A 12,653-nucleotide genomic window follows, 5' to 3' on the forward strand; every position below is an offset into this window, starting at 1 on the left:
AACGGGTTTCGTGGAACTGCTGCCTCTTCGATCTGGCACCTTTCTTCATCGACAGAGAATGATACAAATCCTCGGATGATAGGTTCTACGCTCCGAGTTTCTGTAACGTGCCAACATCCATGTCCCAACGCCAGATCGCCCATACCGTGCTGACCGCACGCGGAATTGCGCGCCTGGCAGAACTGCGCGAGGCGGGCGTAACAGCCGCCACCATGAGCCGCATGGAACGTGACGGCGAGGTGCTTCGGCTCGCGCGCGGACTTTATCAGCTTTCTGACGCGCCCCTCGACGTCCACCACAGTCTTGCAGAGGTCGCCAAGCGGGCCCCCAAGGGCGTAGTCTGCCTCGTTTCGGCCCTGGCGTTCCACGGGCTGACCGATCAACTGCCGAGGCAGGTTTGGCTCGCCGTGGGGCAGAAGGATTGGTCCCCCAAACCCGATGGTACGCCCATTCGGCTGGTACGTTTCACAGATCGTCTCCTGACGGAGGGTGTTGAAACCCACGCTGTCGAGGGGGTGGACGTAAAGGTCTTCGGCGTTGCCAAGACCATCGCCGATTGCTTCCGATATCGGAATAAGATTGGCCTGTCGGTGGCGATCGAAGGCCTGCAGGAAGCGCTGCGTCAGCGCAAGACGACGCCAAGCGAGATTGCCAGCCGGGCTGAGCGAGGAGCGGTCGCCACGGTCATTCGGCCCTATCTCGAGGCACTGACCGCCAATGGCTAGCGAGGTCGAGACTATCGGCTCCTTAGCTCGCGCCCCGCCTCGCAGATTGCCAAAACGAGCGATGTGGTCCGGACGGGCATGGACGAGAATTCTTGACCTAGATGTAATTCCTCATATATGACAGTTAATGGGATGCATTACGTCAAATATGGATGATTAACATGGGTTCCCCCAAGGCGAAGCCAGCACTGGAACGGCTGGGACAGGATATCCGCAACGCGCGTCTGCGGCGTGGCATCGCCGTGGCGGATCTCGCTGTGCGTGCGGGAACCTCGCCAAGTTCCGTCGCCCGCCTTGAACGGGGTGATCCGGGCGTTGCCATCGGAACGCTTGCCGACGTTCTCGTTGTGCTGGGCCTTCTGGAGCGGCTCGCTGACCTGGTCGATATCCGCAAGGACGATCTGGGGCTGGCGCTGGCAGCGGAGCACGGACCGCGCCGGGGCCGCTCCTTCGCGGCAAGGCTGAAAAAGCAGAAGGCTCAGACGGAGGAGACGCAGGATCGGCAGGACGTTGTGGACCCTGACGGGGCTTCCTTCTGATGGCCGATTTCGTCGCCCATGTCGCGCTTGGCGAAGGCCGGACATCGGTGGGCCAGTTGCGTTTCACCCATGCCGGGCCGCGTCAATTCTCGACCTTCGCCTATGGCGCCGAATGGATCGAGAATCCGCGCGCCTTCGCCATACAGCCCGATTTCCCTCTCGAGGCCGGCCCATTTCACACCTCGGGTCAGCCCGGCAACATGCGCGACGCCTTGGCGGGCGTTTTCGCGGATGCGGCTCCAGACAGTTGGGGACGCAGGCTGCTCGAACGCGCCTATGGCAATGGTCTCAACGAATTCGAGTATCTGACGCTTTCCGACGATGCCTGCCGGCAAGGCGCGCTGCGCTTTCTGGATGAAAAGGGCGAGGTCATTCGCGGCAAGGCCGCGGACGCCGTTCCGCGTCTGGTCGATCTCGAAACCATCACGGCGATCGCGCGCGCCTATGAGCAAGGCAAGGAAATCTCGCCCGAGGAGATGCAGGCGCTGGCCGGCGCCGGCGGATCCGGCGGCGCTCGCCCCAAAGCCAATGTCAGGGACAGCGATGCGCTTTGGCTGGCGAAGTTCACCTCGGTCCACGATCAGCAGCCGATCGAGCGCGTCGAGGTCGCGACGCTGCGCTTGGCGGCCGCCTGCGGTATCCGCACGCCCGAGACACGGTTGGAGTTGGCCGACACGCCGTTTCCGGTGGCGCTGATCAAACGGTTCGACCGGCGCGGGTCCGCACGGATTCCCTACATCTCCGCGCGTACCGCGCTCGGCAAGACGGGCGCAGAACTGGGTTCCTATACAGAGATCGTCGATTTCATGCGGTCTCATTCATCCGACCCCATGTCCGACTTTCGCGAACTTTATCGGCGTCTGATCTTCACCATCCTCGTGTCCAACAAGGACGATCACCTGAAGAACCACGGCTTCCTCTATGTGGGGGCGGGTCAGTGGCGCTTGTCGCCGGTATTCGACGTGAACCCGGCGCCGGACCGCGATCCGCATCTCGAGACCGCGATCCTTGAGGGCGGTGCCCATGATCGGTCGGTCGCCGTCGCGCTGGAAGCCTGCGCGTTTTTCGAGATCCCCGAGGCCGAGGCACGGGAGATCATCCGAACAACGGCGCAGTGCATATCGGACGGCTGGCGTGAAGCCTTCAGACAGGTGGGCGTCTCTGGCGCGCTGGCGCGCGACTATGAGGCTGCTTTCGTCAGCGATGAGATGGTAACGGCGCGAAGTTTTTAAGTCATATTTGGCGAATTATTGACGATTGTTGGTCAAATATGATTTTTAAGATCACCGATCCGCCTCATGAACCATCTTGCGCCGCCTAGATGGTTGCGGGGACGATCCAGAGAACCATGAAGCCGGGTACCGTGCTCAAGGCCTCAAAAACGCGTGCGTTGATATCGCCATGGATCCATCGGCCGCCCATGACGGTCGGCCTTCTTCCGAACGATCTCCGCCGAAAGCACGTCGTCGATCCGCGCGCGTGCTGCCTCCTCTTTCAAGCCCAACGCTTGCCGTTTTTCAAAGTCGTGCTCCCACAACAGCGCCTCCTGGCATTCGAGGACTGCGACCCTTTCGGCAAGTACCTTCGGATGGGTGTGCAGCCAGCGGACAAAGGCGACCGCACCTGGGGTTCGCTGCCAAAGGTCCCCGCACTGATCCAGATAGCTGCGAGCCGTCTCCGGTTCGGCAAGGTTCGAGCCGTGCCAGATCGCAAGCGCCGCCGGCTCGGGGTTCCCTGACAACATCTCGGCGATATAGCCGTTCGCGACAAAACCATGGCGCAGCCTCGTCGCGGCAGCGATGGGATCACCGGCTTTCAGGTACAGCAGGGCATGCTCATAGTGATAGGGCGGGTAGTGCAGGGCTTCGTCGGTGAAAACGCGCTCGGCCTTTGCCGTTTCGCCAGCACGCAGATATTCCGGACCGATCAGGTAGCGGATGCCCTGATTGTCGTTCGGATTCCAGGCAAGCATCCTCTCCATCAGCCGTAGAGCATCCTTGCGCTGGCCAAGCCGGAGCTGCGAAAGGACAACGCCATGCGCCGCGCGCAGAAAGGGGCGATTTTCGAGGAAGCCCCATTCGATCGAACCGGCGTAGCTGGCGGGGATCGCGCGCTCACCCACTTCCAGACCCTGAAGGCAGGCTTGTAGTGCGAGCTTGGGCTTGCCTTCCTCCATGAGCGCATTGCCCAGATGGGCATGGCCATCGATGAAGTGGGGATGACGATCGACCAGCACCTTCAGCGTCTTGAGGTACTTTGCAGGCGGGAGCGACCCGCCATCGCGCTGCTCGAGCGCGTCATCCAGTTCCTCGACGGTCCGATCATAGTCATCGCCATGACGGAAAACACCGCCGTCATCGAAGATTTCAAGCGTGAGCATGCCCTGTCTCCTGTCCTGCCCTTTCTGCGGGCATATGCGTTGCGAGCGATTGCCATGCTCTTGGATTGAGCGAATCGACACCCCAGATACTGCAGAAGAATCTCTTGGGAGGACTATATTTTGGCAGACTATCTCGTCACTTATGATTTCAAGGACGGCGCGTCGAAGCAATGGGAAGAGTTCGTCAAATGCGCCGAGCTGGAAGGTTTTATCTATGTATATAACGTTGGCGAAGAACTCGCGCGGCTGACCAACACGACGCTGTGGGGCGAGTTTGAAAACAAAACGGCTGCAAAGGCCGCCTTCGAGAGAGCGCAAGCTGCCGCAGGAAAGAAAATTGGGCGGACCATTACACTCGAAAAGCGGGTCATCACGAAAATGGCGGACGTTTTCGTCAGGTCAGACAAGAAAAAGAAGCCAGACTCTCGTTGGACGAAGTCAACACCGTTCGAGACGTGCCGCGCCCATCAGAAGAACGATCCGTTTTTCGCGTATTGAGATTAAATCAATTGATTGGGGTGCGCTGATGAAAGTGGCTCCGATATCGGATTTATTAGATCTTCATGGCTCGTTTTATTCGGCTATCAACGAAAACTCGCTTGAAATGCCGTCGCAGTCAGCGAGACGTGGGCATCCAGTGGCGGGTATAATTCGAACGCTCTTGGCTCGCGAGAGAAGTTCCACAGGCGGAAAAGGCACCACTCCGAGCGCCTATGGTCGGCAACCGAGAGTTCGTTCCGCGTGATTTCAAAGGGAGTACGTTCCCAGCCATTGGTGGTTTTGACCTCAATGAGGCGTGATCGGCCATCGGGAGTGAAACTCTCGATATCGTATCCGAGGCCATCCCCATCTTCGTTCGCTACCCAGCGTATCTTCCGGGCGAGGTCATTGCGACCTGCGCCGAGCAAAGCTGCGCGTTCGTGCTCCAATACGCGTTCTTCTCCAGCTCGCCCCAGCGCACGATTGCGTTGGTCTCTTCCCGCAACGTCGAATTTCCGGGCGATATTAAGCGTCTGCTCCAATTCTTGCGGGGGTGGCTGATTGGAATGTGTGGGCGGAGGTCCTATCCAAATAGACGAAGGCTCACTCAGTGATAGCCGGGACGACCTGTCCGGCTTCCGAGCTATCCAATGTGGGTTGCGGACAAGCCAGCGCACTATCGCGTCGACCAAAGATGCCTGGAAATGGAACGCGGGCTTGTAGCCCGGAATCCAATCCTCGCCGAGGCCCTTCAGTACCGCGCTGATGTTTTGGTGCTTGAACTCGATGGACTTTCGAGAACGGTCGATCTTCTCCAACAGTTCCCGGTTGTGATCGGATTTGCTGTAAGGACGGCCCGCAACGTCATCCGCGAGCATCGTGAAATAATCCACGACGATCAGATCATTCTCTTCGTCTGTCCAAGGTCCGGTCGACATTCCGCAAATGCTAAAGGTACGAGAGCCAACTGTCAGGCATTTTTCACGTACATCCACGCCTACCGTGGAGACGCATGACGTGCGGAGGGCAGACGCATGCGGTGGACGCCGCAAAAGCGCAAACGGAATTACCGGCTTGTCGTCGTTTGCATCTCAATGGCATTGAGTGCGAGGCGAAGGTTTTCATACATCCATCCCGCCTTCTTGTCGGAAGTCATCAGCCCCTCGTAATAGGTGGCGTACACAGCAAAGCTTAGGTCGATGAGATCGTTTCTTGCTCGATCGATTCGCCTTTGGGCCTGATTTCCATTCTTGATCCACCACAGAAGGTAGATGACGAGCGCGAGAGCGTAGCGGTATAGATAGGTGTGAGTTCTATGCTCGTCGGGTCCTGTCGGAGTGGAACGTTGCTTTCCTTTATCCGACAAGGTCTCACATATCTGGTCGGCAGCTCCGAAAATCGAAGAGAACATTTCCGTAGTATATTGCGAGTTCTGCCTGATAATACGAAGGTGCTGTGGCTTGAACATTTGCTCAGACATCTCTGGCAGAGATGTGATTATATCTTGAGCGCCTTCGAGCATGCCAGGAAGAAAATTCACGGCGCCATCCCACAGGCGATCCAATTGATCTAGAATCTCTGGGTCGCTTCGGGCAGGTCCATTCAGGATATCGACCATTTCTCGAATGCTCCCTGCCGCATCCTCATACTGCATCATGAACAGCATCTTTGCCGTGCGGGGATCGATTTCCGCAATCTCTCGTCCCGACTTCAGAACAATAACCTGTTCAGGAAAATCACCGATCACAGCCAGGGCGGAAACAACCGCTTCGATTGATCTCTGCTTGTAAATTTCAAACCAAGCGAAATCGGGCAGAACCGCAAAATTGGTAGATGACGTCTTGAGAAAATGCCTGAGGTTTTCCGATTGCAGCATATTGCTGTCGATGACCAGACGCTGAATCACTGCAATACTTCCGATGCTGAATTAACCAGTAACTCTAATGACCTTTGTTTCGATTAGTGCGCACAAGTGATCACGCAAATTGGCAGGGGTTGGTCCGCCCGTGAGCAGAACCCCTGCCTCCATATTTTTTTCAAGTGCGTGTCCCGTCAAATTGGCACTCGTCAAGAATGCAATGGCGCCGTCAGCGACGGCGACTTTCGCATGGACCCGGCCGTTGGTGAACGGGTGCGGGCGATCAGTCCAGACATATAATCGGGCCGAGGGAACGGCTTTTCTCATTGTCGCCACCGGATCGACGAGCAAACTACCACCTTGGGTCAAAGAGGCCTCGACGAGAATGCGGGTGTCGACACCTCGATCAATAGCGTCGTTTATTGCAGCAATCACCGAAGGAACATCGTAGGCGACGAAACTCACGACAAAAAGCTCTCGCTTTGCCTGTCGGATGAGATCCAGGAGCACCTGTTCGGTACGACGGGTCGCGACGAACGGCGTCGTCGGTCCAGTCCACACGAGTTCGACGCTATGGTCTCGCTGCGTCTGCTGCCTGGAATGAGCGGCCCCCAACAGCATTCCCGCCACGACGTCACCGGGCAAATCGGTGTCCCGCCATGCAGTCATAAGCGCGGCCAAGGCAGATCGAGCCGCTGGTGTGCCAATTACCTCCCGGAGGTTTTGCTCACGGTCGGAAGCGCAAGCGCCACGCAGTCGTGACGCTATTGCTTCGATCTTCGATGGCGACACCAAGGCCACGAGTTTCGCGACCGCATCCAAGAGCGGTCCCATCATGAACTCCGGAAGAACGCCGCGTTCGGATTTTCAAGCGTGGGGACCACCAGCGCACGATCCAAATGCCCATTGCCCCTTTCGCACGACGTTTCCGAGACGAAGGAGCAGGCGTGGCAGGCGGCGCCGTGCAGTGACTGGTCTTTGCTAGGATCGTGCTCGGAGCATAGAGGGTCGGAAGCACAGACGTGGGCGCGTTCCAGAGCCTGCCTGAGCAATCGTCCTAGGTTTTCAGGTTTCCCCAGATCGACCAAGCCACCAAGCGTTCCGTCGGAATCTGCCGCGGCGGTATAAATCAAGATTCCGGCTTGATCTTTTTCGCCGTCGACTTCTCCATATATTCGTTCGCGGATGCTGGCGGAATTATATCCGCATTCGAGTGCCAGTTCTCTGATCAGAATGTGGGCTAAGGTGTGTAGAAACACATACCGCACGCCCGGATAACCTTCTCTCGGATCAAGGTTACGTTTTTGGCGCCACCCTCGATGTCCTGTACGCAGACGGGCATCGATTTCCTTGACCGGATTCTCGTCCGCCCAAGCGTCCAATGCACCGGTATTGAAGCGAATGAAGATTCCCTCACCATGCACCTGGGTCGCCGGGACCCAATTGGGTGCCGAACGCCCCAACGGAGCCCGTGGCGCAGCATCGTCGCCGGATCCCTCGTTAGGTGATTCGACGCGCGTGAAACCGAGCAAAGCATTCACCTCGCGAAGGCGTTCCAATAGCAAGACGCGAGAGATTGCCTTTTCGAAGCCTTTTGGAATCCCAACCTTCCGGCTCATGAAATGCGGGTAGTCGGTCGGTGGATCGTCTGCCGTGAGAACCTGCCATTCGGGTTCTTTGAGGTCGCTTTGGTCGATGTCCACGCCTCCGCTTCTCTGAGCCTCCATCGCAGTCCAAATTTGCTGGCTGGAGAACTTTTCGATACCGGGAAGCTGAGCTGTCTTCTTAAGTGTCTTGACCACGAATCCGACCTCGTCGGCCGACGAGACGTCTTCGAAGAAGGTCCAGCCATCTCCAATCAGTTGCGCCAAAGGGCTCCCCGTTTGAGGAATGGCGAGGACGGACAAGGTTACCGGAAACCACCCATTGGTAGCGCCGAGAAGGATCGCACGAGGATCTTCGGGGCAGTCATCATCGAACCGATCGATATGGGGATGCCGTCCGCGGCAGGCAGGGAGGTTGTCTCTTCCGGCTTGACCGAAGGCCTGGGCCATATTCTTCGCTGAGCCGCAGGCATCGCACTTAACCCAGAGATTCTCGGTTTGCAGTGATGCTCCGCTTTCGAAAAACCTCAGTGTCCCACGGCATTCCGACGGGCCGCCATGAACGAACCAGTGCCATGGGAAATCATCAAGATGCCCCGCACGGCAGGCCATCAAAAAACGAGCAGGCACGGCATCGGCGTCCTTGGCCCGCTGATCGTTGTTCGAACCTCGACATCCCTCATGGACGAAGCGTGTCAGTTCCGGACGATACCGGTTCTCTTTCAATTTGAAGAGGCCAGCATCGTAAGGCGACAGCAGACCGCATTTCACGCATCGCAACCAACGGGGAAACGGCTTGACCGGGACACCTATAAGCGCCGCAGCGGAGAATGGGTCGATTACATCACGATCGCCTAACGGGGGCATTCGGAGCGATTCGACTTGCGGGCCGAGAACGCTTCGAACGTTTGCGAGTAAGCGGGCCTCCTGAATGGGCTGGCACCTGTCTTTCTCCCAACGGTCGGTGCCCATCGTGACGACAGAGAGGTTGGGTAGATCGATCAGGGCGCCGGGGCCGTAAGTCCAAAGGAGTTGGCTGGGCCGAATTTCACCGACGGGCGTCTTGCTCATGCGTCACCCCTATCGGCTGGAACAACGCGGGCGCGCCAAACCGGATCGCTGGTCGATCGCGAATCTTCCATCACTAGTCTCACGCCGGGTTCGACTTCGCGCATTGACATCGGAACGGTCCAATCCGTCCAAGGCTTCACCCCCGGTGTTTCCAACAGGGGATAGGCTGTTGGGCCAGCGCCATATTTTTGATAGACAAGGGTGCGACCTCCGACGCTCGCCTCCTTGGCCCAGTCGTCGGCGCGATGCTTGAGTTCCTGCTCGGCCAACGATTTTTTTGCCGAGTCTTCCGTGACCTCCCAGGTTCGTTCGGAAACGACGCCTATCGTCGCCGTCATTTCTGGTCGGCTGGGGCTATTCATGGCGCCCGCGCCTACATTTGGAGCGAAGGGATCATAAGTGTTTCGCATGATGGACAGCATCGCCCCCGTGAGACCGCGATCCAACGCCCGCGGAGAGAATGGCGTCACGGATTGGGCTTCTACATGCTGATAGAAGGTCGCGTGGTAGTGCTCGAACGTCTCATAGTGAGAGAGGTCACGAGGACGGGCCCAAGTGAGCACGGTAGCAACCAGACCCGGCGGCGAGCGACCCACACGGCTGGTCGCCTGTATATATTCGGCGGTTCCCTTTGGCTGACCGTTGACGACCATGACGCCGAGACGATTCACGTCGACGCCGACTGAAAGCATGTTGGTGGCGAGAACGACATCAATAGGGCGCGGGGAGCCCGGAGTCCGATGCTCCGCCCATTTCCCCGTTGCGGGGTCAAGGGTCCCCGTGAATGGAATCTCCATCTGATCGAGATAGCGCGGGATGTCATGACTGGAGACACGTGAGGTGAGTTCACGAACGTCATCGACGCGGCGTTGTGACAAACCCGGCCGATCCACCAAGCTCATGTTGACGCGGAAGGAACGCGTCTGCACGTCATCCTCCGCGAGACGCTTCATTCCGCCCAACTCGCGCAACGAATTGAAGTAACCGACGAGCGTCATGTAGGGGTCGGCGACCGGGCCGAAGCGATCGTAGAGAGCTTGGGCGGCGGTGAGAAAGGCCGTGTACGTCCGGATTAAAACCGCAGGTCGGGAACTACCCGGCGCGCAGATACCCATGTAACGGCGGCCGGGCTTCGCGTCGACGGGGCGCTGGACCGAAAAGAAATTGTCCTCGACGTCGAGGCCGGTGGGTGGAAAGATCGAGGTGCGCCGCATGAATACATTGCGGACCTGATCTTCGGCACGCCGAACTGTGGCGGTCGATGCCACGACCTTGGGCCGGACCTTCGTGTCGTCCAGATGCCACGAACTCAACTCGTCGACGGCGCTCTCGTAGAGACCAACCATGGTGCCGAGCGGCCCGCTGATGAGATGGAACTCATCCTGGATGATGAGATCGGGAGGCCGAACGGCGGCGCGAACCGGCTTCACCCTAGCAGCGCGGTGAGCGCCGCGCGCGCGATGCCCTGTGCCACAATCGTGCCCCGGCCAGAGCAGGCCGTGACGTTCGCATTCTTCATCGACGCGACCGAACAGGGTTCGCACTTCTGGCCGCCAGGCCATCATTGCGAACTTGTCGACGGTGGCGATCATCATGGTCGGCGGACGATGATAGATTTCCTCATCAACCACCTTCACGGGCAAGCCGGGATGTGGGCCGCCGCTTGAGCCGGCACGAGAGAATTCACACGTTCCGAGTTTGTCGCTGCAATGAATGAGCGTTTTTCCTGCGACACGATCGACCTCAATGTCGCGCCCCGCGGAGATCTCGGACCCGCACCAAGGGCAACTCGTCAACTGTGCCGGCGACGCAACACCAGATTTGTTTCGGTCGCCGTTCCGCAATGCCTCGATTGCTTGATGGGCGTCGTCGGTTCGGCCCGGTGTCACCCGATTGCCGACCCACAAGCCCAGCGAAAATGGCTCATTGCCCCAGAGTTTTTCATCGGCGCGGCGGATCACTTCCATCGCACAAAGAAGCGCCGCAGCACGCTGGAACTGTTGCAGCGTCAAAAGGCGCAGCGTGTACCGCATGATAACGGCCAGACCACGTGATGCATCAAGGCCGCCGAGATTACTCTTCAATCGTCGCATCGCCATGGCGAAGGCCGCTACACCCAGATAGGCTTCGGTCTTGCCACCGCCCGTCGGGAACCAGAGGAGATCAGCGAAGGCTTCCGTGGGCTTCGTCCGATCTGGATGCGCTGGATCGGCGAGAGATGGAACCGACAGCAAAAGAAACGCCAACTGGAACGGGCGCCAGGACCGATTCGTCGGGATGTCGAGTTGCGCTGCGTCGGCCGTCTCGCCTTGTCTGCGTTTGCGGGCATAGAGGCTGCGCACTCGCTGGAGTGCCATCGACTTGTTGGCGAAACGGAATGCCGATAGCGCAGCTTCGTCGGAAAAGAGCGTGTCCATTCCTTCTCGAAGACGGCGCAAGATCTCTTCGCAGCGGGCGATCACGTCTTGTCCCGGAACGTCGAAACCGGAGATCTCGGATTTCAGTCGTGCTTGCTGTTCCCTGATCCAGGCGGCATAGTCGTCAACTAGGCACGACAGAGCCTCCCCCAATTGCTGCGCCTCCATCTCCGCGAGGTGGCTCATGTCAAGCCACCCTTCATCGACCATCCGACGCATGGCAGGACGGTCGCCCGAATCGAGGCCAGGCGTTTCGGTCACAGCGACCTCGTAGCGCGGGATGATTTCCGTGCGCAGGAGCGAAGCTTTCGCGGAATCCTCTGACGTCGTGTCCGCGTGTACGGAGACGCCGTGGCCCACGGCGAACTCCAGTCGGTTGCGATAGATCAGAGCCAGGCGATCGCGTTCTGGGTCATCGACCACGATTTCATTCGATGGGCGCCGTCTGAAGATCGACGGGTCTGCGACGCCTTCCGCCGCAGCCACCGAGATTTCCGGTTGGAACAGCCAGGCGCGATCCTTGTTGTCGTCGGGCTCCAACTGGCCGTTCACCAGGAAGAGGGTGACGAGGCGCTCTCCTTGGGCATTCGTTCGGATAGTCCCCTGCAGCCGCACCTCGGGCTGGTCACGATCCGGCGTTGCCGGCCGCACCGGTCCGTCTTTCAGAGAGAGGCAAACCTCACCGCCGCACGGGACTCTCCGCCATACCCTGACTTTGGTCTCTTCCTCATGGCCGGTCGCTCGATTTTTACGTGTCTTGACGATGTCATGCTCGTCGCCCGGGACGCGCTCGTAGCGGCCCCACCGGACCTCGGCGGCGAGTGACTTCACACCTGGCGCGACGCAGAAGGTGAGCCCCATGCTGGACGGAACGAGAGACTGATTGTTGGTGGTGTCGATTTCGTCGAGGGCGTCGTCCTCCGGCTCCACGCGCCCTGACACGCTCGCGAACTCGGCGCCGGGTTCGTGGATCGGTGCCGCCCGCTCATCCTCGATGTCCCGAATTTCATCCGCGCCGGTCGCCGGCTCCACGGCGACGATATAGATGTCGCTGGGCCGACGGGGTGCGAGCTTGCCGACTAGGTAGCGGTCGCGGACGCTCATGTCCTTGATGAGTTCGTGCGGCCCGCCGGCCGGTCCGAGTAGATCGTCGCGGACGGCTATTTCAAGCAGGTCACGGACATAGGCGACGTTTTGGATGAGCGGAACATCGTTGAGAGAAATGCCGTCGAGAGCGAAAATGCCCGTCAAGTCTTCTGGCCGGAGGCGCGCGATCGGGCCGGTCGGCAGCGTCAGCCCCAGGCCGAACACCGTCCCCGACGTGCGGAACGTATGCACATGGTCAAGATAGATCGTCGTGCTATCGAGGTCACCGCGAATGCGCAAAATCCGACCGGCTCTTGTCAGAGTGCCATCGGCTTCAGCCGCGACGATCCAATGCCCTTCAGCGATCGCCGAATAGGCCGAACGCTCGCCGTTCAATCGAGCTGTGCATGGGCTGGGCCAGGTCGGTTCATTGGCAAGCCAGCTCTGCACGTTTGGATCAGTAGTCAAGGTCATGCGTCGCCCCCGAATAAGT

10 protein-coding genes are annotated in these 12,653 nt (G+C 59.0%); 4 read left to right on the forward strand and 6 right to left on the reverse strand.

The features are described 5' to 3' along the window. Window positions 1-119: 119 nt before the first annotated feature. The 3 genes from J5276_RS13665 (at window position 120) to J5276_RS13675 (ending at window position 2,496) form a co-directional block, all read left to right on the forward strand. Window positions 120-725, forward strand: coding sequence for a type IV toxin-antitoxin system AbiEi family antitoxin domain-containing protein (locus tag J5276_RS13665; protein ID WP_247749939.1), 606 nt, complete (start codon window positions 120-122; stop codon window positions 723-725). A gap of 161 nt (window positions 726-886) precedes the next feature. Continuing rightward, window positions 887-1,264 carry a helix-turn-helix transcriptional regulator gene (locus J5276_RS13670; RefSeq protein ID WP_209159327.1) on the forward strand — a complete coding sequence of 126 codons (378 nt, stop codon included), beginning with the start codon at window positions 887-889 and terminating at the stop codon, window positions 1,262-1,264. Then, window positions 1,264-2,496, forward strand: a complete 1,233-nt coding sequence (locus tag J5276_RS13675; protein ID WP_209159326.1) for a type II toxin-antitoxin system HipA family toxin — start codon at window positions 1,264-1,266, stop codon at window positions 2,494-2,496. Before J5276_RS13670 ends, J5276_RS13675 begins: the two co-directional genes overlap by 1 nt. 143 nt (window positions 2,497-2,639) lie before the next feature. Here J5276_RS13675 and J5276_RS13680 read toward each other — a convergent pair whose 3' ends face one another. After that, window positions 2,640-3,644 (reverse strand): hypothetical protein, encoded by a 1,005-nt coding sequence (locus J5276_RS13680; protein ID WP_209159325.1) that lies wholly within the window; start codon window positions 3,642-3,644, stop codon window positions 2,640-2,642. A 120-nt stretch (window positions 3,645-3,764) separates the two neighbouring features. On the opposite strand from J5276_RS13680, the gene J5276_RS13685 reads away from it, so the two are divergent. Further along, window positions 3,765-4,142 (forward strand): hypothetical protein, encoded by a 378-nt coding sequence (locus tag J5276_RS13685; RefSeq protein ID WP_209159324.1) that lies wholly within the window; start codon window positions 3,765-3,767, stop codon window positions 4,140-4,142. 86 nt (window positions 4,143-4,228) lie between these two features. Here J5276_RS13685 and J5276_RS13690 read toward each other — a convergent pair whose 3' ends face one another. The 5 genes from J5276_RS13690 to drmA form a co-directional block, all read right to left on the reverse strand. Continuing rightward, window positions 4,229-5,062: a DUF3883 domain-containing protein gene (locus J5276_RS13690; protein ID WP_209159323.1), complete on the reverse strand. Its 834-nt coding sequence runs from the start codon at window positions 5,060-5,062 to the stop codon at window positions 4,229-4,231. Between the two features lie 128 nt (window positions 5,063-5,190). Further along, on the reverse strand, window positions 5,191-6,030 hold the full coding sequence (locus tag J5276_RS13695; protein ID WP_255609295.1) for a hypothetical protein: 840 nt from the start codon (window positions 6,028-6,030) through the stop codon (window positions 5,191-5,193). Between the two features lie 21 nt (window positions 6,031-6,051). Beyond that, on the reverse strand, window positions 6,052-6,816 hold the full coding sequence (drmC, locus tag J5276_RS13700; protein ID WP_219256697.1) for a DISARM system phospholipase D-like protein DrmC: 765 nt from the start codon (window positions 6,814-6,816) through the stop codon (window positions 6,052-6,054). Beyond that, entirely contained in the window at window positions 6,816-8,657 is a 1,842-nt protein-coding gene (drmB, locus tag J5276_RS13705; protein WP_209159321.1) for a DUF1998 domain-containing protein, read from the reverse strand. Before drmB ends, drmC begins: the two co-directional genes overlap by 1 nt. Next, window positions 8,654-12,634, reverse strand: a complete 3,981-nt coding sequence (drmA, locus tag J5276_RS13710) for a DISARM system helicase DrmA (RefSeq protein WP_209159320.1) — start codon at window positions 12,632-12,634, stop codon at window positions 8,654-8,656. The genes drmB and drmA overlap by 4 nt, the downstream gene beginning before the upstream one ends. Window positions 12,635-12,653 lie beyond the last annotated feature (19 nt).

Origin of the sequence: Agrobacterium sp. S7/73 (assembly GCF_019355535.1) — a bacterium.
GTDB classification, from domain to species: Bacteria; Pseudomonadota; Alphaproteobacteria; order Rhizobiales; family Rhizobiaceae; genus Agrobacterium; species Agrobacterium tumefaciens.